A 21,615-nucleotide genomic window follows, 5' to 3' on the forward strand; every position below is an offset into this window, starting at 1 on the left:
TCTGCTCCGGGGCCTTCGGCGCGCAGGATCACGGTGTCGCCGTTGCCGGCGCCCAGGGTCATCAGGGACAGGATGCTCGAGGCGTCCATGGCCTCGTCTTCGGGGGTGCCGTCCAGGGCGATCGTGACCTCGACGTCCAGCTCGGCTGCGGCCTCGGCGAAGATCGCGGCGGGACGGGCGTGCAGGCCGGAGGCGCTGGCGACGACTGCGGTGCGTTCGGGCATGGGGTTCTCCTTCAGGGTTGTTTTCATGGCATTACTTTTCATGGCGTCACATCGATCGGGCTGCTGCGGCGGCGCTCCGCGTGCACCGGTCTCAGCGATGTTCCGAGGCGTCCGCCACCAACCGGGCCACATGCAGGGCCAGATAGGCGACTTCATCCCGGGTGAGGCTCGTGTCCAGGCCCATCTCCAACAGGTACTGGATCTTCGCTGCGCACACCACGGCTTCGGGATGGCTCTGAATGATCGCGTCCACCAGCGCCGAGGATTTCTCGGAGATCTGCTTCCCCGAGGCGACCCTGCTGAACAGGTATCGCAGGTGAGTGACGAAACGCGCGGCGTTCAAGGACTGCTGGTCCACCGTCATCCCGAAGGTCGTGTCCACCACCGCGAACGCCTGCGCGATCACGCCGGTCATCTGCATGGCCTTCTCCATGCCAGGCGTCGCGAACTGCGCGTTCACGAAATGCATTGCGAGCGCCACGGCTTCATCGTCACGCAGGGTCACTCCGAGGGACCGCTGGACCAGGCCGAGGGCCTCACGTCCGGTCGCCAGCTCTTTCGGGTAGAGCTGGGATACTTCCCAGGCCAGCGGGAATTGGGCGGGTATCCCCTCCTGCTGACGTTCGATCGCGAAACTCAGGTGGTCGGCCAGCGGCACCACGAGTGCCTGGCTGACCCGGAGACCGAGTCGCTCCCCGGCCAGGGCGGCGACTTCTCCCGCCGCATTCAGGCAGTCCAGCGGAATGTCATCGAGGAAACGGGCCAGCCGCTCCATGTTCGTGTTCTCCGCGGCGACGAACACCTGATCCGCCGCGTCGCGGTCGAGCTCATCGCCGGGTTTGCGGCCGTGCCCGAGGCCGCGGCCGATCGCCACGAGGTCCCGGCCGACGTCGTCGACGGCCAGCACCGCGTTGTTGTTGAGCACGCGCTTGATTCGCACGACTCACCGTTCCTTCCCTCAACAGTTCCTGGGGGTGGCGCGGGGCAAGACGCCCCGCACCACCGGCGCCCGCCGAGCGGGCATGTCCTCATGAGGACAGCGATCCCCCTCCGGAGGCGATGACGTCCCGGTACCAGAAGAAGCTGTCCTTCCGGATCCGCGCCAGCTCTTTCAGATCGTCTTCGGTGCGGTCGACGTAGATGAACCCGTACCTCTTGGAGATGCCCTGATGCGTGGACACCAGGTCGATCGCGGTCCACGGGCAATAGCCGAAGACCTGCACGCCATCGCTGATGGCCAGCTGGATCTGTTCCAGGTGCAGCCGCAGGAACTCGATCCGGTAGTCGTCCCGGACCCGCCCGTCCACGAGTTCGTCGAAGGCTCCCAGGCCGTTCTCCGTGATGATGAGCGGCAGGCGGTACCGGTCCCAGAGCCGCCGCATGGTGGTGCGGAACCCCACCGGGTCGATCTCCCACCCGAAGGCGTTGACCGGGAGATGCTCGTTCTTCACCGCCCGGTAGAGGCCGACCTCGCCGCGGACGATCTGCTGATCCCCTCCCCGCACTTGGATGTCCGAGCCGTCTCCGCGGGAGGCGCCGACGGTCTGGGTGGAGTAGTAGTTGAAGGCCAGGAAGTCCGGCTGCGCAGCGGCCAGCAGATCCAGGTCGCCGTCCAGGATCTCCGGCTCCCAGCCCTTGGCCTTCAGGTACACCCAGGCCAGCGGGTGGTAGCTCCCCCGCACCGAGAGGTCCAGGTAGAGCAGGTTCCGGATGGCATCCCAGTCATCCGCCGCCACCACGTCCTCCGGCGCGGAGGTGGCCGGATAGACGGAGACGATGTTGGGTGCGGGCCCGATCTTCGCCTGGGGCAGCGTTGCGTGGCAGAGCACCATGGCCCGAGCCTGGGCCAGGAACATGTGGTGGTTCTGCTGATACAGCTCCCGGCCCTCCACCTGGCCACTGCGACCCGTGGTGCCGATGGCCTTGCCGTGCAGGATCATCATGTTCTGCTCGTTGATGGTGAGCCAGAACTTCACCTTGGAGCCGTACTCCTGGAACAGGACACGGGCGTAACGTTCGAAGGCATCGATGGTGCTCCGGTGCGACCAGCCACCGCGGGCGTCCAGGGCGGCGGGCAGGTCGAAGTGGTACATCGTCACCACCGGTTCGATGCCCTTCGCCAGGAGAGCGTCGATGACCCGGTGGTAGTGCGCCACGCCCGCGGCGTTGATCTCGCCGTCCCCGTCCGGGATGATCCGGGTCCACGCGATGGAGAACCGATAGGCGTTCAGCCCCAGTTCGGCGAAGAGTTCCACGTCCTCGGCGTAGCGATGGTAGTGGTCTGCCGCCACGGTGAAGTCCGTGACGCCCTCCGGCCGGTGCAGGTGGATGTCGATCACGGACGGCCCTTTGCCGTCGGCGTCCCACCCGCCCTCCACCTGGTAGGCGGAGGTGGAGGCTCCCCAGAGGAAGTCTTCGGGGAAGGGTGTGAGCTGCTCATGCTGCATGGTGTTCTCCTCTCTCGGGGTCCGGTGTCAGCGTCCGACGGCGGCGATCGCCACGCCAGGGATCACAGCGCCGTGCGCGAGCTGCTCGACGGGCGCGTCCTTGGGTCCGTTGGTCACGACCACCAGGACCGTGGCCGGGTGACCGGCTTCCCGGATGGCTTGAAGGTCGGCCGTCACGAGCGGCTGGCCCGCTTCGACGCGCGTGCCCTTGGCCACCGCGCCGTGGAAACCCTCGCCCTTCATGGTCACGGTGTCGATACCGACATGCACCAGGACCTCGACGCCGTCGTCGGTCCTGAGCCCGAAAGCGTGTCCCGTCTTCATGGCGACGGCGACGGTTCCGCTCACGGGTGCCGTGATGACGCCGTCGGTGGGCTCCACGGCGATGCCGGGACCCATGGCGCCGGAGGCGAACACCGGGTCACCGACCTCCGCAAGCGGCACCACGGTGCCGGCGCACGGAGTCGCGAGCCGGATGGTGTCGGTGCGCACCAGGGTGGCCGTGTTCCCCTCCCCGATGATGGTCTCCGCGGCGGCGCGGCGGCCGGTCGGGCGAGTGTCTGCGGAGCCGAGAGCCACGGTCTCCTCGACGGTGGGCTTCTCGAACTTGAACGAGAGGATGAAGGTCAGCACGCCGGACACCACCGCGGAGATACCCAGGGCGATGATGATGTTGACCATGTTCTGCAGGGAGTCATCGCCGATGTACAGCAGCACAGCGGGGAGGCCGGAGGAGCCCGTGGCGAAACGATGGGCCTGGGACAGCCCGGCATAGAGACCACCGGCACCGCCACCGATCATCGCCGCGATCAGCGGGTACCGCTTGGGCAGGGCGATGCCGTACAGGATCGGCTCGGTGATGCCCATCAGACCGGTGATCCCGCCTGCGGTGGCGATCTGACGCGTTTTCCGGTCGGTGGTGCGGAACGCCACGACCAGGGCGGCGACGCCCATCGCGATGTTGGAGACCAGGGCGCCGGGGCCGAAGATGCTCTCCTTGCCGGTCTGAGCCAGCTGGACGACGCCGAGCGGGGCGACACCGTTGTGGAGGCCGAACATCACCATGATCGGCAGGGTCGCGCCGATCAGGAGGGCGGGTGCCCAGGCGGCGTTGGTGCTCAGGAAGGTGAAGAAGGTGCCGAGGTAGCCGCTCAGGATGCTGCCGATCGGGCCCAGGACGCCGAGCGCGAGGGTTCCCATGATCAGGAAGGTCAGCATGGGGACGAACACCAGGTTCACCGACTTCGGAATCACACGGGTCAGCCCCCGCTCCACGTAGTACTGCGCGAAGACCACCAGAATGATCGGAATGACGGCGCCGGAGTAGTTCACGAGCGGGAACGGCAGGACATCGAAGAAACTCACCGGTTCCTTCTTGGTCACCAGGGCCACCCAGTTCGGGTGCAGCATCATGGCGGCGACCGCGGCGGCGAGGATCGGGCTGATCTTGAGTTTCTGCGCTGCGCTGAAAGCGAGGAGGATCGGCAGGAAGTAGAACACCGCGTCTGCGAAGAGATTCACCAGTGCGTAGGTCTGGGATTCCTTGGACAGCACGTTCAGGACCACCAGAAGTGCCAGAAGCGCCTTGACCATGCCCGCGCCGGAGAGCGCCGGGATCAGGGGCTGGAACACGCTGGAGACGAACTCGATCACGGTGGATCCGAAGTTCTTCCGCTTCCGGGGTGTCGAACCTCCGCCGTCTTCCTGGCCGGCGCCGAGGTCACCCAGTTCACGCTCGACCTCGTCGAACACGTCCTTGACGTGCATGCCGACCACCACCTGGAACACGCCGCCCTTGGACAGGGTCTTCGCGACGCCCTCGGTGGCGTTCAGTTCGTCCAGCGCCACCGCGGATTCGTCTCTGAGGGCGAACCGGATGCGGGTCTGGCAGTGGTAAGCCTCGGAGATGTTGGCTTTCCCGCCAACGAGCCGCACGATCTCGGCGGCCAGGGGAGCGTATTGCTTGCTCATGATTTCCTCGCGTTCTCAGAATGAGGCAACGCGGCTTCACAGGGGGCACATGGTGTGCCTTCGGGGCACAGAAAAGGCCCAAGCCGGTTGACCGATGAAGGTCGCAGAGCTTGAGCCTTGCCTCGCCCGAAGCGAGTTACATACCCAGGTCTCGAAAGAACCAGGACCGATTCTGTCAGGTGATCCGCATCACGTCAAGCGGGCGGTCAGGCCTGCTCGCCATTCCCACCGGGCAGCCCGCCGTAAACCTCGTCCGTCACCGGTTCGAGCCATTCATTGCTCACGCCCTTCCCGGGCGTGATGAAGGCCACGTGGGAGAACCACGAACCGGCCTTGGCGCCGTGCCAGTGCTTCGTCCCGGCCGGCACATGGACCACGGACCCCGGTTCCAGACTGACCGGGCCCTCGCCCTCCGCCTGGAACCAGCCCGAGCCTGCCGTGCACAGCAGGATCTGGTCGCCGCCGCCGTCCTCACCATGGTGGATGTGCCAGTTGTTGCGGCAGCCCGGTTCGAAGGACACATTGCTCACCGCGATGGTGCCCGAGGTGAGCGGCGCAAGGTAGCTCTGCCCGATGAAGTACTGGGCGAAAGCGTCATTGGGGGCGCCCAGCGGGAAGATCTGTTCGAATTCGTCGTGAGCCATGCGGTTCTTCTCTCCTTGGTCGGTTGATCGTCAGCGGTTGACGTAGTTCATGTGCTCGGCGTTGTACCGATCGCCTTGGACTCCGATGCGGTCCGCGAGACCGTCCAGCGCGGCCAGTTCGTCGGCGGAGAGCGCGACGGCGGCCGCTCCGGCATTCTCGCGGATGCGCGCGGTGCGGCGTGTGCCGGGGATGGGCACGATCCAGGGGTGCTGAGCCAGGAGCCAGGCCAGGGCGATCTGACCCGGGCTGGCCCCCTTCGCCGCGGCGAGGGCCGCCACCTGGTCGACGAGCCGCTGGTTCGCGGCGAGGTTCTCGGCCTGGAAACGGGGGACGCGGGCGCGGATGTCCCCCTCGCTGAAGGCCGTGGAGGTGTCGACGGTCCCGGTCAGGAAGCCTTTGCCGAGGGGGCTGAACGGCACGAATCCGATACCGAGGTCCGCCAGCGTCGGCAGGACCTCGGGTTCGGGGTCCCTCGTCCAGAGGGAGTACTCACTCTGGACCGCGGTGACCGGCTGCACCAGGTGGGCTCGTCGGATCGTGTCCGCGGACGCTTCGGAGAGGCCGAAGTGTTTCACCTTGCCCGCCGCGATCAGCTCGCCGACGGCGCCCGCGACCTCCTCGATGGGCACACGGGGGTCGACACGGTGCTGGTAGAACAGGTCGATCCTGTCGGTGCGAAGACGCCGCAGCGACTCCTCGGCGACCCTGCGGATCTGCTCAGGCCGGCTGTTGAGCCCGATGCTCTTCCCCTCGCGGATGTCCCACCCGAACTTGGTGGCGATCACGACGTCGTCCCGCAACGGTTCGAAGGCCTCGCCGACCAGCTCCTCATTGACGTACGGCCCGTAGACTTCGGCGGTGTCGAAGAAGGTGATCCCCTCCTCGACGGCGGAACGCAGCACCGCGATCATGTCGGCACGGCTTCCCGGATTGGGGCCGTAGCTCTGCGACATGCCCATCACGCCGAGTCCGAGAGCGGAGACTTGCAGGCCTTGGCCCAATGTCCTGAAATGCATGATCAGTCCTTCGTCAGCGTGGTTTCAGCGGGCGCCGGGCGTGCCGCCGGAGCTTGCGCGGCGAGACTGGCGAGCAGCCGCAGGCGATCGTCGCTCGGGGAACCCGGCTCGGCGGTGTAGATCAGGAAGGACAGCCCCGGTTCCGCCGTGAGTTCAAGTCCTTCATAGCTGAGCGTCAGGTCGCCGACGTCATGATGGTGGAAGGCTTTGGAACCGGACCCGTGCCGCCGGACGTTGTGGGCTCCCCAACGGGTGCGAAACTCCTCGCTCAGCGTCGACAGCTCACCGATGAGGTCGTGCAGCTGCTTGTCCCGGGGGTCGTGACCGGCTTCGGTCCGCAGAATTGCGACGGTGACGTCGGCCGCCGACTCCCAGTCCGCGTAGAACACCCGGGCCCGTTCGTCGAGGAAGCAGTACCGCGCGAGATTCCCCTGGCCCGGGCCGTTGAAGACCTCGTCGTAGAAGGCGCGCCCCAGAGCGTTCGCGGCCAGGACGTCCATCCGGCCGTTCCGCACGAACGCGGGGCCGTACACCACGGCCTCGAGCGCCCGGACGAGGCTGTCCCGTGCCACCCAGCCCTTGGTCTTCCGGCGCCGCACGGGCGGGATGTGGCCGTTCGCGGCCCGGGCGAGATCGAAGAGATGCTCGCGTTCGGCGTCGTCGAGCTGAAGTGCCCGGGAGATCGCCTCCAGCACGGAATCCGAGACGCCGGCCAGCTGACCGCGCTCGATCTTGGCGTAGTACTCCGGGCTCACCCCCGCGAGCATGGCGACCTCCCCACGCCGCAGGCCCGCCACCCGGCGCTGGCCGGACACCGGCAGACCGGCCTGCCCGGGGGTGACGTTCGCCCGGCGCGACATGAGGAACTGGCGTGCTTCGTCCCTGGTGTTCATGCAGACAACGCTATGCCCGGCACGCGCGCGAAGGGAGTCCCTCCTGGTACACCCCTCGTACTCGGCTCCCCCACCGGCCTGTCCGCCGTCGTCGGGCATCGCAGCGCATTCCGTCAGCCGAGCGCTGCCAGAGGAATGGTACGACGGCGGCCAGTCACCTTCGCAGGAAGGTGACCGGCCGCCGTCGTGCGTCAGCGCTGAGTCCTACCAGCCGCGTCCTACCAGCCGCGCTCGGCGAACTGGATGGAGCGGGCCGGCTCGTCGACGTTGATGCCGACCATGGCCTCGCCCAGACCGCGGGAGACCTTCGCGATGACCTCGGGGTCATCGAAGAACGTGGTCGCCTTGACCACGGCGGCGGCACGCTGGGCCGGGTTGCCGGACTTGAAGATACCGGAACCGACGAACACGCCATCAGCGCCGAGCTGCATCATCATGGCCGCATCGGCCGGAGTGGCGATACCACCGGCGGTGAAGAGCACCACGGGCAGCTTGCCGGTGGCCGCGACCTCCTTGACCAGCTCGTACGGGGCCTGCAGCTCCTTGGCCGCCACGTACAGCTCGTCCTCGGGGAGGGCGGACAGCTTGGCGATCTCGGAACGGATCTTGCGCATGTGGCCCGTGGCATTGGAGACATCGCCGGTGCCGGCCTCGCCCTTGGAACGGATCATCGCCGCGCCCTCGTTGATGCGGCGCAGGGCCTCACCGAGGTTGGTGGCACCACAGACGAAGGGGACATCGAAGGCCCACTTGTCGATGTGGTTCACGTAATCGGCCGGGGTCAGGACCTCGGACTCGTCGATGTAATCGACGCCCAGGGACTGCAGCACCTGAGCCTCCACGAAGTGGCCGATACGGGCCTTGGCCATGACCGGGATGGACACGGCCTCGATGATCTGATCGATCATGTCCGGATCGGACATGCGGGAGACGCCGCCCTGGGCGCGGATGTCCGCGGGAACCCGCTCGAGGGCCATGACGGCGACGGCGCCGGCATCCTCGGCGATCCGGGCCTGTTCCACATTGACGACATCCATGATGACGCCGCCCTTGAGCATGTCGGCCATGCCCCGCTTGACGCGGCTGCTGCCGGTGACGACGGCGGCATTGCCGTTGGTGTTCTCGCCGTTCAGTTCAGCTGTAGACACAAAAAACCCCTATGGGTATCAGAAAATGACGTACGCCAGGGACACGCGGCCAAACCCACGCAGTGTCACCCGACCGGCGGCAGAACGCCACCTGGGGTCCAGTCTAATAGCTGCCCGACGGCATCACAGCCCGTGAGGCGCCCACGCGTAACAGACTCCGGCCGGGCATCATCGGCGGGAGATCCTCCGTGCGCCGTCAGCGGACGGAGGCCGCCTGACGGCGCACGGTCTCCACACGCTGTCCGATGGTGAAGAGCGACGCCAGCGCGAGCAGGACGAGAGTCACCAGCAGGACGACCGGGGGCAGTCCGAGGCCGGTGAGGCCCGTCATGACCAGCAGCGCCACGAGCCGTTCCGCCCGTTCCGCGATCCCCACATTGCATTCGAAGCCCAGCGCCTCTGCTTTGGCGCGAGCGTAGGACACGAGCATGCCCAGGACCAGGCAGGCCAGGGCCGCCGAGCCGATGACGGGGTTCGCCCCTCCGGTGAAGAACCAGAACGCGACCGTGGAGAAGAGCACCCCGTCCACCACGCGGTCCAGAGTGGAGTCCAGGAAGTTGCCCCACAGACCATGCCTGCCGGACAGACGCGCCATGATGCCGTCCACCACATCGGAGAAGATGAACACCGTGATCGCCACGGTGCCCCAGAAGAGCTGACCTTGCGGGTACAGGATCAGGGCGGAGAGGACGGCGCCGAGTGTGCCTGCCACCGTCACGGCATCCGGGCTCACCCCGGCCTTGAGCAGGGCCTTGGCGAGGGGCGTGAACAAGCGGGTGAAGAAGCTGCGCGCGAAACGGTTGAGCATGGGCTCAGAGGTCCCCCGCCGGTGCGGTGCGTGCGGCACCGGCCAGGTCGCCGTCGTCGTCCACCGGCCAGCCGTCCGCGAGCAGTTCCCGGACCTCGCCTAGCGTCTGCGTGATCGCCTTGGTCTGCGCGATGATCGGCAGGAAGTTGCCGTCCCCGCCCCACCGCGGCACCACGTGCTGGTGGAGGTGCTCCGAGATGCCGGCGCCGCCCACCTTGCCCTGGTTCATGCCGATGTTGAAGCCGCCCGGACGGGAGACCTTCTGCAGGACGCGGATCGTCGTCTGGGTGAGGGCGGAGAACTCGGCGGTCTCCTCCTCGGTCAGGTCCGTGTAGTAGGACACGTGACGGTAGGGGCAGATGAGCGCGTGCCCGGGGTTGTACGGGTACAGGTTGAGGATGACGTAGCAGAGCCTCCCCCGGTGCACGATCAGGGATTCCTCATCCGTGCGGCCGGGCGCCACGCAGAACGGGCACGCGTCAGGGTGGTCGTACTGTTCCTGGCCACCCTTGATGTAGGCCATCCGGTGCGGGGTCCACAGGCGCTGGAAGGCGTCCGGGACGCCGGGGAGCTGGAAATCGTCGGTCACGGCTTCGTCTGAGGTCGCGCCCGTCCCGGACTTCTCCGCAGCGCCTGTGGGTTCCGTCATGCCTAGAGGGTCCTGTTCTTCACAGCGTCGACGATCCGCTGCACGGCCTCGTCGACGGGTACGCCGTTGTCCTGGCTGCCATCGCGGAAACGGAAGGAGACCGCGCCGTTCTCGGCGTCCTCACCACCGGCGATCAGAACGAAGGGCACCTTGTCCTTGCTGGCAGTGCGAATCTTCTTCGGGAAACGGTCGCTGGAGGAGTCCACCTCCACGCGGATGCCGGCCTTCTTGAGCTTCGCCGCGACCTCGTAGAGGTAGTCGTTGAACGCCTCGGCCACCGGGATGGCCACCACCTGAACCGGAGCGAGCCAGGCAGGGAATGCCCCGGCGTAGTGCTCGGTCAGGACGCCCAGGAACCGCTCCACGGAGCCGAAGAGCGCGCGGTGGATCATCACGGGCCGCTGACGGGAACCGTCCGCAGCCTGGTACTCGAGCTCGAAGCGCTCCGGCAGGTTGAAGTCCAGCTGGATGGTGGACATCTGCCAGGTACGGCCGAGGGCGTCCTTGGCCTGCACGGAGATCTTGGGGCCGTAGAACGCGGCTCCACCCGGATCCGGCACCAGCTCCAGACCGGAGGCTTCAGCCACCTCGGCGAGGGTGCGGGTGGCCTCCTCCCACACCTCGTCGCTGCCCACGTACTTCTCCGGGTCCTTGGTGGAGAGCTCCAGGTAGAAGTCGTCCAGACCGTAGTCCTTCAGAAGCCCGAGCACGAAGTTGAGCGTGTTGGTCAGCTCATCCTTCATCTGCTCCTTGGTGCAGTAGATGTGAGCGTCGTCCTGAGTCATACCCCGGACGCGGGTCAGCCCGTGCACCACGCCGGACTTCTCGTAGCGGTACACCGAACCGAACTCGAAGAGCCGCAGCGGGAGCTCGCGGTAGGACCGTCCGCGGGAGCGGAAGATCAGGTTGTGCATGGGGCAGTTCATGGGCTTGAGGTAGTAGTCCTGGCCCGGCTTGCGTACCGTGCCGTCCTCATTGAATTCCGCGTCGACGTGCATCGCCGGGAACATGCCGTCCTTGTACCAGTCCAGGTGTCCCGAGACCTCGTACAGGTGCCCCTTGGTGATGTGGGGGGTGTAGACGAACTCGTAGTCCGCCTCCACGTGACGCTGACGGGAGTAGTCCTCCATGGCCTTGCGGATGATGCCGCCCTTGGGGTGGAACACCGGCAGGCCGGAACCCAGCTCATCCGGGAAGGAGAACAGGTCCAGTTCGACGCCGAGCTTGCGGTGATCGCGGCGCTCCGCCTCGGCGAGGCGCTCCTGGTACTCCTTGAGGGCTTCCTTGGTGGGCCACGCGGTGCCGTAGATGCGCTGCAGCGGCTTGTTGTTCTGGTCGCCCAGCCAGTAGGCGGCGGAGGAACGGGTCAGCGCGAAGGCGTTGGAGATCAGCTTGGTGTTGGGCAGGTGCGGGCCACGGCAGAGGTCGCACCAGACCACGTCGCCGCTCTTGCGGTCCACGTTGTCGTAGATGGTGATGTCACCGGCGCCGACCTCGACGTTCACGCCTTCGCCCGCCTCATCGGCGGAATCGGCCTTGCCGAGCAGCTCGAGCTTGTACGGCTCATTCGCCATCGCCTCGCGGGCCTCCTCCGGGGAGACCACACGGCGGACGAACTTCTGATTCTGATTGACGATCTTGAGCATCATCTTCTCGAGGGCCTTCAGGTCCTCAGGGGTGAACGGCTCCGCGACGTCGAAATCGAAGTAGAAGCCGTCCTTGATGTACGGACCGATGCCGAGCTTGGCATCCGGACGCAGCTGCTGGACGGCCTGCGCCATGACGTGGGCGGTGGAGTGACGGAGGACGTTCAGTCCATCCGGGGAGTCGATCGTGACGGCCTCGACCTCGGTGCCGGCCTCCAGGGGCTGGTCCAGGTCCTTGAGCACGCCGTCCACTCGCATGACCACCACGTCGCGGCGATCGAAGAACAACTCCGCGCCAGTGGTGCCCGCGGTCACCTGGGTCTCGTCTCCGTCGACTCTGAGGGTGATCTGTTGGGCTTCTGACACGGTGTCTCCTATTCATGTTGCGGCTTCATGACTTGCGGCATACGGGACCACAGCCAGCCACCGAACAGTCTAGTACGAGCATCGGAAGCACTCGGAACGGCCTCTGTGGAGGGCTGGTGAATTCCCGGCGACGGGGCTCAGGCCGCGGCGCTGATGAGCGGCTGATCCGCCTCGAGCAGCGCCAGGCGTTCCAGGCGTTCGGCGCTCAGGGCGTCCGACGGCCCGAACCAGACGATCCGGGTTCCCAGGGTCTCGTCGGTCCACAGACTCGTCATGGTGAGATTCAGCTCCCCCAGCTGAGGATGGCGGAGCCGTTTGAGCGCGTTCCGCTCGCCGGTGACGTCGCCCCTGGCCCACAGTTCCCGGAACACCGGGGAGACATCCTGGAGTTCCTGGATGAATCGCTGCCACTCCGGGTACTCCCGGTGCCGTCCGTAGGCGGCACGGAGGCGCGCGGCGATGCGCCGCTGGGCATGCTCCACGTCGACGTGCGCACTCTGCCAGGCCGGCTGAGTGAAGAGCAGCCGGGCACAGTTCCGCTCCCCCACCGGGATCCGGTCGAAGTCCGTGAAGAGGTAACGGTACGAGCGGTTGTAGGCGACGATGTCGAACCGCGCGGTCTGCGCGGCCGCGGGATAAGGCATGAGCTTGGCGAGAAGTTCGTGATGCGAATCGTTCAGGCAGCTCATCGGGGCTCGCTCGGGAATCGCCGCGCCGGCCAGGGCGAACAGGTGGTCCCGCTCGTCGTCACTGAGCAGCAGGGCACGCGCGATCGAAGCCAGCACCTGTTCCGAAGCGGCGATCGGACGGCCCTGCTCCAGCCAGGTGAACCAGGTGAGTCCGACGCCGGCCAGCTGAGCCACTTCCTCGCGCCGGAGCCCTGCCACCCGGCGTCGCGGGCCGCGGGGCAGCCCGACGTCCTCCGGGCGCAGCCGCGCCCGCCGTGAGCTGAGAAATTCCGCGAATTCCTCGCGCCGTGCCGAAGTGGACATGTCTCCTCCTGCTGCGATCCTCTCACGCCGGACGGCGGCCATGGCCGCCTGGGCCGGGTGGTCTCACTACCAGGATAAACATGCTCCTGGCACCAGGATACGAACGGGAACAGAGTGGTGACATGACCACCGCACCCTCGACCCGCCTCCACCCGATCCCCCAGGCCGCCGTTCCGATCTGGCGCTACCTCGGCCTGGTCCTGGCCCCTGGGGTCGGCTCCTACGCCTTCAACGCGGTCGCCGTATCGCTCTCACAGCTCCACACGGAGTTCTCGGCGTCCGACGCCGGCCTGGAGCTCGTGATCGCGGGCTACGGGATCCCCTTCGCCACGCTGCTCATCCTGGGAGGGCGTCTGGGTGACCGCCACGGCCGCCACCGGATGTTCACGATCGGCATGGCGGTGTTCCTGGTGGCGGCCCTGGCATGCTCGTTCGCGCCCAGCCTGGGGGTTCTGATCGCGGCACGGATCGCGCAGGGTCTCGGAGCAGCCCTGTGCACGCCGCAGGTGCTGGCCACCATCCAGGCGACCAGCGAGGGCGCGGCCCGGGTCCGCGCCATCTCGGCCTTCGGCGCCAGCGGCGGGATCGGTGCGGCGCTCGGACAGGTCGCCGGTGGGGCGCTGGCGAGCGTCACCTTCGGCCCGGTCTCCGGCTGGCGCGCGGTGTACTGGCTCGCCGCGGCGATCGCCGCGGCCGCCGTCGTGCTGGGCCGCTTCGCACCCCGCAGCAGTGCACACGAGGCCGTCGACATCGACGTCGCAGGCACCCTGCAGCTGGGCGGCGGAGTCCTGCTGCTGGCCGCCGGCCTGACGTTCGGACCCTCGCTCGGCTGGCCGTGGCCGGTGCCTGCCGCGCTCGTGGTGGGCGCGTTCCTCCTGCTGGCCCTGTGGAGGCATCAGAACAGGATCGAACGCTCCGGACGCGTGCCGCTGCTGCCGCCGAGCATCCTGCGGCTGCCCGCCCTGCAGACCGGGCTGCTGGCCGCAGGCCTCTTCTTCGCCGGCTACGGAGCGATCCTCTACGTCATCCCCCGCGCGCTGGAACACGGTCTCGCCCTGACCCCGCTCGACGCCGGGCTGCTGCTGCTCCCGTTCGCGCTGGTGTTCACGGTGGTCTCCCTGAGTCTGGCCACGATCCAGCGGTGGCTCGGCGACCGCACCCTGTTCTGGGGCGTCTCCTTCCAGGGACTCGCGCTGGCTTACATCCTCGTGGTCATCCTGCTGGCCTGGTCCCCCGTGCTCCCCCTGCTCCTGCAGCCGGGACTCATCCTCCTCGGAGCCGGGCAGGCCATGATCTTCTCCCCGCTCACCCAGGCCGTGGTCCGGGAGATCCCCGTGGAGGCGGCCGGACTGTCCGGTGGACTGTTCGGCACCGTGCAGCAGCTTGCCCTCTCACTGGGAGTCATTCTGATCGGCGGGATCTGCACCGCGACGGGCTTGTCCGGCAAGGCCGAGTTCGCGGCGGGCACGCTGCTGGATCTCGGAATCGCCCTCGTCGTGGTGCTCCTGGCGCTCCGGCTGAACCGGCGTCGAACGTCTCATGAATAAGCCGGACGGGGGATGTCCCGGTTCCCGGCCCGGGGCTACCATGCAGACATGAACCGTCGAGTGAACATCAGCAAAGCCCATTCCGACACCTTCAAGGCGCTGGGGAAGCTGAGCAAGGCAGCCACCGAGGCAGCCACCGCCGCGGACATCAGCCCTCTGCTCTGCGAGCTTCTCAAGATCCGTGCCTCACAGATCAACGGCTGCGCGTACTGCCTGCGTCTCCACACCAAGGACGCGGTGAAGCTGGGCGAGACCCAGGAGCGCCTCGCCGTGCTGCCCGCGTGGCAGGAGAGCGAGTACTTCACGGCCGTGGAACGCGCCGCCCTCGCCCTCACTGAAGCCATCACCCGGGTCTCCGATCATCAGGTCCCCGATGAGATCTACGTCCCGGTCGCACAGGTCCTGAGCGAAGAGCAGATCTCGGCGGTGTCCTGGCTCGCCATCACCATCAACGCCTACAACCGCGTGGCGATCACGAGCCACTACACCGTCAAGCCGTGAGCCGGCGGGGCCGCTCCCCCTCCCGAGACGGGACGCCGATCCTCACGGTCGGGTAGGGTCGGCCCATGGTGAAAGCACACGCTTCCGTCCTCGCCGATCAGGCCGAGGACTTCCCCCGGTGGTACCAGGATGTCGTGGACAAGGCGCAGCTGGCCGACAACGGACCGGTCCGCGGGACCATGGTCATCCGCCCCTACGCCTACGGCATCTGGGAGCGGATGCAGGCGGCAGTCGACGGCCGCATCAAGGCCGCGGGCGCCGAGAATGTCTACCTCCCCCTCCTCATCCCGCAGTCCTACCTGGAACGGGAGGCCGAGCACGTGGACGGGTTCAGCCCGGAGCTCGCCGTGGTCACGCATGCCGGGGGTAAGCAGCTCAGCGAGCCGGTGGTCGTCAGGCCCACGAGCGAGACCATCTTCGGTGAGCTCATGGCCAAATGGGTGCAGTCCTACCGGGATCTGCCGCTGCTGCTGAACCAATGGGCCAATGTGGTCCGCTGGGAGATGCGGCCCCGGACGTTCCTGCGGACCAGCGAGTTCCTGTGGCAGGAAGGCCACACCGCCCACGCGACGCGCGAGGAGGCGGCGGCATACGCTCGGCGCATCCACCTTCAGGTGTACCGCTCGTTCCTCGAGGATGTGCTGGCCATTCCCGTCCTGGTGGGCGACAAGTCGCCGTCGGAACGGTTCGCCGGGGCTGTCAACACCATGACGTGTGAGGCCATGATGGCCGACGGCAAGGCCCTCCAGATGGCCACGAGCCATGAACTCGGTCAGAACTTCGCCAAGGCCTTCGGCATCGGCTTCACGGATGCGGACGGCACCGTGCAGGACTGCTGGACCACGTCTTGGGGATCGAGCACCCGCATGCTGGGTGGCCTCATCATGTCCCACGGTGACAACTCAGGCCTGCGTCTCCCGCCCGCGATCGCACCGATCCAGCTGGTGATCATCCCGGTGCGCGACGACGACCGCGTCCTCACCGCCGCAGCTCGCCTTCGCGACGAGCTGGAAGGGGCCGGAGTACGGGTGAAGATCGACGAACGTCTCACGACCGGCTTCGGACGCCGGGTGACCGAGTGGGAACTCAAGGGAATCCCGCTCCGGATCGAGATCGGCCCACGTGATCTCGACCAGGGAGTCGTGACGCTGGTGCGCCGGGACACGGGGTCCAAAGAACAGGTCGCCCTGAGCGAGACCGCGGGAAAGATCCCGGGCCTCCTGACGGACATCCAGGACGCCATGTTCGAGGAGGCCAGGCGGCGGCTTGCGGAGCGCACCCTCGACACGACGGATCCCGGCCAGGCACAGGAAGCCGCCCAGACCGGGTTCGCCCGGATCCGCTGGGATCTGCTCGGCGAGGCCGGCGAAAAGAGTCTCAACGCCTCGGCGATCACGGTCCGCTGCCTGCAGACCGAGGACGGAGGGCTCCCCGGTCCGGACACGCGGCCCGACGAGCTGTTCGCCGTCGTCGCCAGAAGCTACTGACCCGGCGCCGGAGCCCACGCCCCGGCGAGGAAATCCGCGGACTGACGGCACGACAACGACGGCGGCGGCCGGGATCGCTCCCGGCCGCCGCCGTCGTGTTTCAGTCTGGATCAGATGTTGAAGCCGAGGGCCCGCATCTGGTCCTTGCCGTCATCGGTGATCCGCTCGGGACCCCATGGCGGCATCCACACCCAGTTGAGACGCCAGTCGTCGACGACCCCGTCCAGGGCCTTGCCCACCTGCTCCTCGAGCACATCGGTGAGCGGGCAGGCCGCCGTCGTCAGGGTCATGTCGATCAGGAGCGCGCCGTCCTCATCGGAGTACTTGAGCCCGTACAGCAGGCCCAGGTCCACGACGTTGACGCCGAGCTCGGGGTCGATGACGTCCTTGAGCGCCTCTTCGACGTCCTCGAGACTTGTCCTGGCCGCATTCACTTCGGTCATCTTCTCTCCCCTCCCGGGTTACCTGGCGAGTGACTCAGACCGCGGCCGGCTCGGCGGCGGTGCCGGCGCCTGCCACGTAGCGGTCGTAGCCCTCGTCCTCGAGGCGGTCGGCCAGCTCGGGGCCGCCCTGCTCGACGACCTTGCCGTCGACGAAGACGTGGACGAAGTCCGGCTTGATGTAGCGCAGGATGCGCGTGTAGTGGGTGATGAGCAGGGTGCCCATCCCGCCACCGGCGTGGGCGCGGTTGACACCCTCGGACACGACCTTGAGGGCGTCGACGTCCAGGCCGGAGTCGGTCTCGTCGAGGATGGCGAACTTCGGCTTGAAGAGTTCGAGCTGGAGGATCTCGACACGCTTCTTCTCACCACCGGAGAAGCCCTCGTTCACGTTGCGCTGCGCGAAGTCGGCGTCGATGCGCAGCTGCTCCATGGCGGCCTTGACGTCCTTGGTCCAGGTGCGCAGGGAGGGGGCTTCGCCGTCGATCGCGGTCTTGGCGGTGCGGAGGAAGTTGGTCATGGTCACGCCCGGCACCTCCACCGGGTACTGCATGGCCAGGAAGAGACCGGCGCGGGCGCGCTCGTCCACGCTCATCTCGAGGACGTCCTCACCGTCCAGGGTGATGGAGCCGCTGGTCACGGTGTAGCGCGGGTGACCGGCGATCGTGGAGGCCAGGGTGGACTTGCCGGAGCCGTTGGGGCCCATGATGGCGTGGGTCTCGCCGGTCTTGATGACCAGGGAGACTCCCTTGAGGATTTCCTTCTCGCCCTGCTCGGTCTCGATGCTGACGTGCAGGTCCTTGATTTCAAGAGTAGACATGCTGTTCTTTCTTGTCCTAAGTCTGTTGATGCGGCCGGGGCTCAGAAGACCCGGGCGCCGTTCACAACGTTGCTGGTGTCGACGTACACGTCCTCGCCCTGGATCTCCACGGCGAAGACGGGAACGGGCTCATAGGCGGGCAGCTGGAGCGGCTGGCCGGACCGCAGATCGAACTGGGAACCGTGTCCCCAGCATTCGATCGCGCAGCCCTCGACATCCCCTTCGGAGAGGGAGACGTCGGCGTGCGAGCAGGTGTCCCCGATGGCGTGGATCTCTCCCATGGAGTCCTTCACCACGGCGACGGGATATCCGTCCAGAAGGACCCTGAGGGCCTGCTTGGGCGAGATCTCGGTGCTCTTGCACACCAAGGTGCCCTGGGGCGTTTCCGGCACGTCAGCTCCTTCTAGTTCTCGCCTGCGACCAGTTCGCGTTCCACGGCCTCGGTGAGGCGATCCTCGAGTGCCGGGACCTTGATCTTCTGGATGATCTCGTTCAGGAAGCCACGGACCACCAGACGGCGGGCCACATCCTCCGGGATACCGCGGGCCATGAGGTAGAACAGGTGCTCGTCATCGAAACGGCCGGTCGAAGAAGCGTGACCGGCACCGGCGATCAGGCCGGTCTCGATCTCCAGGTTCGGCACGGAGTCCGCGCGGCAGCCGTCGGTCAGGACCAGGTTCTGGTTCTTCTCGTAGGAGTCGGTGCCGACGGCCTGCTTCTGGATGAGGCAGTCGCCCACCCACACCGTGTGAGCGCCCTTGCCCTGCAGCGCACCCTTGTAGAGGACGTTGGAGGTGCAGTTGGGCACGTTGTGGTCCACGAACGAACGGTGCTCCAGGTGCTGACCGGCATCCGCGAAGTAGAGACCCAGGAGCTCGGCCTCGGCCTGTTCGCCGGAGAAGCGCACGTTGGAGTTCAGACGGACGATCTTGCCGCCCAGGGTCACGGCGATGTGCTTGTACACGCCTTCCTTGGCCACGACGGCGTCATGCTGGGCCAGGTGGATGGCGTCATCCTCCCAGAGCTGCACGGACACGACGGTGAGCTCCGCGGCTTCGCCGACGAAGATCTCCACGTTGCCGTTGTGGTTCACGGAGCCGTCGTGCTCGAGGATGACCACCGACTTGGAGTTGGCGCCCGCCTCGAGAACGAGGTGACTGTTGGAGCGCTTACCGGCGCCCTGGCCGGAGAGCAGGACCCGCACGGGTTCGGCCGGCTCCGCGCCTTCGGGCACGACGATGTGGAGCGCCTCGGGCGCGTTCGCGGAGGCGACGACGGCGGCCCGGTCGGCCGGGACCAGCGCCGTGGCGCGGGGCGACTGACCCACGGCCAGCGGAGCGGCCAGGTAGCCTTCCGGGGCCTCGACGGAGACCGTCGTGGCGCCGTCGTCGCTGGCGGCATCCTCCAGCAGCGGCAGCAGCTCACGCACCGGAGTGAAACGCCACTCCTCCTCGCGGCCGTCCGGCAGCGCGAAGTCGGCCACGTTCTGGCTGGTCAGGCGCTCTGCACGCGAGGACATGACGGTGGTGCCGTCATTGTGCTTGTGGTCGACCTTGCTGGAGACCAGCTGCTCGCCCTCTTCAGTGAAACCGGCGATCGACGGGGCGCCGATGCGGGCCTTCTCAGTTGCTTCGGCAGTCATTAACCGACGGATCCTTCCATCTGGAGTTCGATGAGGCGGTTGAGCTCGAGCGCGTACTCCATGGGGAGCTCGCGGGCGATCGGCTCGATGAAGCCGCGCACGATCATGGCCATGGCCTCGTCCTCGGGCATGCCGCGGGACATCAGGTAGAACAGCTGCTCTTCGGAGACACGGGAGACCGTGGCCTCGTGACCCAGCTGCACATCGTCCTCACGGATGTCGATGTAAGGGTAGGTGTCCGAGCGGGAGATGGTGTCCACCAGCAGGGCGTCACAGCGGACGGTGTTGGCGGAGTGCTTGGCGCCTTCGCGGACCTGGACCAGGCCACGGTAGGCGGCACGGCCACCGTTGCGGGCCACCGACTTGGAGATGATGGAGCTCTTGGTGTTCGGAGCGATGTGCACCATCTTGGAACCGGTGTCCTGGTGCTGGCCCTCGCCGGCGAAGGCGATGGACAGGGTCTCGCCCTTGGCGTGCTCGCCCACCAGGTAGACGGCCGGGTACTTCATGGTGACCTTGGAGCCGATGTTGCCATCGATCCACTCCATGGTGGCGCCCTCTTCGCAGATGGCGCGCTTGGTCACCAGGTTGTACACGTTGTTGGACCAGTTCTGGATGGTGGTGTAGCGGACGCGGGCGCCCTTCTTGACCACGATCTCCACGACGGCGGAGTGCAGCGAGTCCGAGCTGTAGATCGGGGCGGTGCAGCCCTCGATGTAGTGCACGTAGGAGTCCTCGTCGGCGATGATGAGGGTGCGCTCGAACTGGCCCATGTTCTCCGTGTTGATACGGAAGTAGGCCTGCAGCGGGATCTCCACGTGGACGCCCTTGGGGACGTAGACGAAGGAGCCGCCGGACCACACGGCCGTGTTCAGGGAGGCGAACTTGTTGTCGCCCACCGGGATCACGGTGCCGAAGTACTCCTGGAAGATCTCCGGGTGTTCCTTCAGTGCGGTGTCGGTGTCGAGGAAGATGACGCCCTGCTGCTCCAGGTCCTCACGGATCTGGTGGTAGACGACCTCGGACTCGTACTGAGCCGCGACGCCGGCCACGAGGCGGCTGCGCTCCGCTTCCGGGATGCCGAGCTTTTCGTAGGTGGTCCGGATGTCCTCGGGAAGCTCTTCCCAGGAACCGGCCTGCTTCTCCGTGGAGCGCACGAAGTACTTGATGTTGTCGAAGTCGATGCCGGAGAGGTCCGCGCCCCAGGCGGGCATCGGCTTGCGGTCGAAGTACTTCAGACCCTTCAGACGCAGATCAAGCATCCATTCGGGTTCGCTCTTCTTGGTGGAGATGTCCCGGACGACGTCCTCGTTCAGGCCGCGGCGCGCGTTGGCACCGGCGTCGTCCTTGTCTGCCCAGCCGTATTCGTAGTTGCCGATACCGTGGAGCTCCGGGTTCTTTTCCAGAATCTCGGAGATCACCGTACCCTCAGCCACTGGCTTTTCTGCTAGTTGGTCCGTCATCACGGCCTTTCTTGCTGGTGGTTGCGTCCGGTGGGAATGTGCGTGGTGCAGACGTGGCCGCCGTTGGCCAACGTGGAGAGACGACGGACGTCCACACCGAGAAGCCGTTCGAACACCTCGGTCTCCTTGTCACAGAAGACCGGGAATTCGGCGGCCAGGTTCTGAATGGGGCAATGGCCCTGGCACAGCTGGATCGCTGTGAGCTGCGGCGGCAAGGGTTTCTTGCTCACCGGATGGATGCGCAGGACGTTCGCATTCGCGACGAAGCCGTCCCGGTTCAGCGCCTCGACCAGAGCCATGGCCCGGGCCTCGACGTCGGGCCCGGCGGCGTCCACGGCGGAAGCGTAGCGTGCCTCCATGTCGGCGAAGCGGCGTTCGGCGAACGCCTCGACGGCCTGCTCGCCGCCCAGGGCGGCCAGTTCACGGAGAGCCTTGCTGGCGATGTCCAGATAGTCATCGCCCCAGTGCTGCTGTCCCTGGGAACTGATGACATAGCGCCGTGCGGGGCGTCCCGCGCCTGCGCCGGCCTTGACCATGCGCTTGACCTCGATCACGCCTCCGCGTTCGAGCTGGTCCAGGTGGCGGCGGACGGCGGCCGGGGTGTACCCGAGCAGCTTGCCGAGTTCGGCGGCGCTGATAGGTCCGTGCTCCAGCACGGCGGCCCGGACCTTGTCCCGCGTGCGGTCCTCGGTTTCCACCAGGGAGCCCCGTGAGGCTCCACGGGACGCAGGGACGACCGAGCCCGGAGCGCCCTGCTGGGCCCCCGGGTTCAGGCTGTCGACCGGCCTGTTCGTGGAGGTGTCCATGGAATACACAACACAATCATCACTAAATAACTTCCCGCCTTCCACTAAGGCTAGGCTGACCTGCCGATTGTGACCAGAGACCACCATCACATCGTTCGCCCGGG

The 21,615-nt window shown here is 66.9% G+C and carries 21 protein-coding genes; 3 read left to right on the plus strand and 18 right to left on the minus strand.

Features of this window, described 5'->3' with window-relative positions:
* The 12 genes from AB4Y75_RS14125 to AB4Y75_RS14180 all read right to left on the minus strand — a co-directional run.
* Window positions 1-224, minus strand: a 224-nt coding sequence (locus AB4Y75_RS14125) for an HPr family phosphocarrier protein (RefSeq protein WP_441436168.1), incomplete at its 3' end; no start/stop codon positions are given.
* A gap of 91 nt (window positions 225-315) precedes the next feature.
* Window positions 316-1,164, minus strand: a complete 849-nt coding sequence (locus AB4Y75_RS14130; protein WP_441436515.1) for a PRD domain-containing protein — start codon at window positions 1,162-1,164, stop codon at window positions 316-318.
* Window positions 1,165-1,252: 88 nt separating this feature from the next.
* Window positions 1,253-2,671, minus strand: coding sequence for a glycoside hydrolase family 1 protein (locus tag AB4Y75_RS14135; RefSeq protein ID WP_441436516.1), 1,419 nt, complete (start codon window positions 2,669-2,671; stop codon window positions 1,253-1,255).
* A 27-nt stretch (window positions 2,672-2,698) separates the two neighbouring features.
* Window positions 2,699-4,642: a glucose PTS transporter subunit IIA gene (locus AB4Y75_RS14140; RefSeq protein WP_441436517.1), complete on the minus strand. Its 1,944-nt coding sequence runs from the start codon at window positions 4,640-4,642 to the stop codon at window positions 2,699-2,701.
* Between the two features lie 206 nt (window positions 4,643-4,848).
* Window positions 4,849-5,286 (minus strand): cupin domain-containing protein, encoded by a 438-nt coding sequence (locus tag AB4Y75_RS14145; protein WP_441436518.1) that lies wholly within the window; start codon window positions 5,284-5,286, stop codon window positions 4,849-4,851.
* Window positions 5,287-5,316: 30 nt separating this feature from the next.
* Window positions 5,317-6,303 (minus strand): aldo/keto reductase, encoded by a 987-nt coding sequence (locus AB4Y75_RS14150; RefSeq protein WP_441436519.1) that lies wholly within the window; start codon window positions 6,301-6,303, stop codon window positions 5,317-5,319.
* Between the two features lie 2 nt (window positions 6,304-6,305).
* Window positions 6,306-7,196: a helix-turn-helix transcriptional regulator gene (locus tag AB4Y75_RS14155; RefSeq protein WP_441436520.1), complete on the minus strand. Its 891-nt coding sequence runs from the start codon at window positions 7,194-7,196 to the stop codon at window positions 6,306-6,308.
* Between the two features lie 218 nt (window positions 7,197-7,414).
* Entirely contained in the window at window positions 7,415-8,344 is a 930-nt protein-coding gene (pdxS, locus tag AB4Y75_RS14160; protein WP_441436521.1) for a pyridoxal 5'-phosphate synthase lyase subunit PdxS, read from the minus strand.
* Window positions 8,345-8,540: 196 nt separating this feature from the next.
* The gene (gene pgsA, locus AB4Y75_RS14165) at window positions 8,541-9,152 is read right to left on the minus strand and encodes a phosphatidylinositol phosphate synthase (protein ID WP_441436522.1); all 612 of its coding nucleotides are present in this window, start codon (window positions 9,150-9,152) and stop codon (window positions 8,541-8,543) included.
* Window positions 9,153-9,156: 4 nt separating this feature from the next.
* Window positions 9,157-9,801: an HIT family protein gene (locus AB4Y75_RS14170; RefSeq protein ID WP_441436523.1), complete on the minus strand. Its 645-nt coding sequence runs from the start codon at window positions 9,799-9,801 to the stop codon at window positions 9,157-9,159.
* Window positions 9,802-9,803: 2 nt separating this feature from the next.
* Window positions 9,804-11,813: a threonine--tRNA ligase gene (thrS, locus tag AB4Y75_RS14175; protein ID WP_441436524.1), complete on the minus strand. Its 2,010-nt coding sequence runs from the start codon at window positions 11,811-11,813 to the stop codon at window positions 9,804-9,806.
* 137 nt (window positions 11,814-11,950) lie between these two features.
* Window positions 11,951-12,805: a helix-turn-helix transcriptional regulator gene (locus tag AB4Y75_RS14180; protein ID WP_441436525.1), complete on the minus strand. Its 855-nt coding sequence runs from the start codon at window positions 12,803-12,805 to the stop codon at window positions 11,951-11,953.
* 122 nt (window positions 12,806-12,927) lie between these two features.
* On the opposite strand from AB4Y75_RS14180, the gene AB4Y75_RS14185 reads away from it, so the two are divergent.
* The 3 genes from AB4Y75_RS14185 to proS all read left to right on the plus strand — a co-directional run bounded on the left by AB4Y75_RS14185 (window position 12,928) and on the right by proS (window position 16,340).
* Window positions 12,928-14,352: an MFS transporter gene (locus AB4Y75_RS14185; protein ID WP_441436526.1), complete on the plus strand. Its 1,425-nt coding sequence runs from the start codon at window positions 12,928-12,930 to the stop codon at window positions 14,350-14,352.
* A gap of 48 nt (window positions 14,353-14,400) precedes the next feature.
* Window positions 14,401-14,853 carry a carboxymuconolactone decarboxylase family protein gene (locus AB4Y75_RS14190; protein WP_441436527.1) on the plus strand — a complete coding sequence of 151 codons (453 nt, stop codon included), beginning with the start codon at window positions 14,401-14,403 and terminating at the stop codon, window positions 14,851-14,853.
* A 65-nt stretch (window positions 14,854-14,918) separates the two neighbouring features.
* A complete protein-coding gene (proS, locus tag AB4Y75_RS14195) occupies window positions 14,919-16,340 on the plus strand; it encodes a proline--tRNA ligase (protein ID WP_441436528.1) in 1,422 nt (473 codons plus the stop codon).
* Between the two features lie 110 nt (window positions 16,341-16,450).
* Here proS and AB4Y75_RS14200 read toward each other — a convergent pair whose 3' ends face one another.
* From AB4Y75_RS14200 to AB4Y75_RS14225, 6 genes are read right to left on the minus strand one after another with little or no spacing between them, the layout of a single operon-like run.
* Window positions 16,451-16,783 (minus strand): metal-sulfur cluster assembly factor, encoded by a 333-nt coding sequence (locus tag AB4Y75_RS14200; RefSeq protein ID WP_066212780.1) that lies wholly within the window; start codon window positions 16,781-16,783, stop codon window positions 16,451-16,453.
* Between the two features lie 34 nt (window positions 16,784-16,817).
* Window positions 16,818-17,600 (minus strand): Fe-S cluster assembly ATPase SufC, encoded by a 783-nt coding sequence (sufC, locus tag AB4Y75_RS14205; protein WP_441436529.1) that lies wholly within the window; start codon window positions 17,598-17,600, stop codon window positions 16,818-16,820.
* Between the two features lie 41 nt (window positions 17,601-17,641).
* On the minus strand, window positions 17,642-17,992 hold the full coding sequence (locus AB4Y75_RS14210) for a non-heme iron oxygenase ferredoxin subunit (protein ID WP_441436530.1): 351 nt from the start codon (window positions 17,990-17,992) through the stop codon (window positions 17,642-17,644).
* Between the two features lie 11 nt (window positions 17,993-18,003).
* On the minus strand, window positions 18,004-19,242 hold the full coding sequence (gene sufD, locus AB4Y75_RS14215) for a Fe-S cluster assembly protein SufD (protein ID WP_441436531.1): 1,239 nt from the start codon (window positions 19,240-19,242) through the stop codon (window positions 18,004-18,006).
* Entirely contained in the window at window positions 19,242-20,705 is a 1,464-nt protein-coding gene (sufB, locus tag AB4Y75_RS14220) for a Fe-S cluster assembly protein SufB (RefSeq protein ID WP_441436532.1), read from the minus strand. The genes sufD and sufB overlap by 1 nt, the downstream gene beginning before the upstream one ends.
* Window positions 20,705-21,511 (minus strand): helix-turn-helix transcriptional regulator, encoded by an 807-nt coding sequence (locus AB4Y75_RS14225; RefSeq protein WP_441436533.1) that lies wholly within the window; start codon window positions 21,509-21,511, stop codon window positions 20,705-20,707. The genes sufB and AB4Y75_RS14225 overlap by 1 nt, the downstream gene beginning before the upstream one ends.
* Between the last annotated feature and the right edge of the window lie 104 nt (window positions 21,512-21,615).

It is taken from the genome of Arthrobacter sp. RAF14, assembly GCF_052114185.1.
Taxonomy (GTDB): Bacteria; Actinomycetota; Actinomycetes; order Actinomycetales; family Micrococcaceae; genus Arthrobacter_E.

Bases quoted from the DNA above. Each gene is read 5' to 3' on its own strand.
- AB4Y75_RS14135 (WP_441436516.1), bottom strand. From the start codon at position 2,671: ATGCAGCATGAGCAGCTCACACCCTTCCCCGAAGACTTCCTCTGGGGA.
- AB4Y75_RS14140 (WP_441436517.1), bottom strand. From the start codon at position 4,642: ATGAGCAAGCAATACGCTCCCCTGGCCGCCGAGATCGTGCGGCTCGTT.
- AB4Y75_RS14145 (WP_441436518.1), bottom strand. From the start codon at position 5,286: ATGGCTCACGACGAATTCGAACAGATCTTCCCGCTGGGCGCCCCCAAT.
- AB4Y75_RS14150 (WP_441436519.1), bottom strand. From the start codon at position 6,303: ATGCATTTCAGGACATTGGGCCAAGGCCTGCAAGTCTCCGCTCTCGGA.
- AB4Y75_RS14155 (WP_441436520.1), bottom strand. From the start codon at position 7,196: ATGAACACCAGGGACGAAGCACGCCAGTTCCTCATGTCGCGCCGGGCG.
- pgsA (WP_441436522.1), bottom strand. From the start codon at position 9,152: ATGCTCAACCGTTTCGCGCGCAGCTTCTTCACCCGCTTGTTCACGCCC.
- AB4Y75_RS14170 (WP_441436523.1), bottom strand. From the start codon at position 9,801: ATGACGGAACCCACAGGCGCTGCGGAGAAGTCCGGGACGGGCGCGACC.
- AB4Y75_RS14180 (WP_441436525.1), bottom strand. From the start codon at position 12,805: ATGTCCACTTCGGCACGGCGCGAGGAATTCGCGGAATTTCTCAGCTCA.
- AB4Y75_RS14185 (WP_441436526.1), top strand. From the start codon at position 12,928: ATGACCACCGCACCCTCGACCCGCCTCCACCCGATCCCCCAGGCCGCC.
- AB4Y75_RS14190 (WP_441436527.1), top strand. From the start codon at position 14,401: ATGAACCGTCGAGTGAACATCAGCAAAGCCCATTCCGACACCTTCAAG.
- proS (WP_441436528.1), top strand. From the start codon at position 14,919: ATGGTGAAAGCACACGCTTCCGTCCTCGCCGATCAGGCCGAGGACTTC.
- AB4Y75_RS14200 (WP_066212780.1), bottom strand. From the start codon at position 16,783: ATGACCGAAGTGAATGCGGCCAGGACAAGTCTCGAGGACGTCGAAGAG.
- sufC (WP_441436529.1), bottom strand. From the start codon at position 17,600: ATGTCTACTCTTGAAATCAAGGACCTGCACGTCAGCATCGAGACCGAG.
- sufD (WP_441436531.1), bottom strand. From the start codon at position 19,242: ATGACTGCCGAAGCAACTGAGAAGGCCCGCATCGGCGCCCCGTCGATC.
- sufB (WP_441436532.1), bottom strand. From the start codon at position 20,705: ATGACGGACCAACTAGCAGAAAAGCCAGTGGCTGAGGGTACGGTGATC.
- AB4Y75_RS14225 (WP_441436533.1), bottom strand. From the start codon at position 21,511: ATGGACACCTCCACGAACAGGCCGGTCGACAGCCTGAACCCGGGGGCC.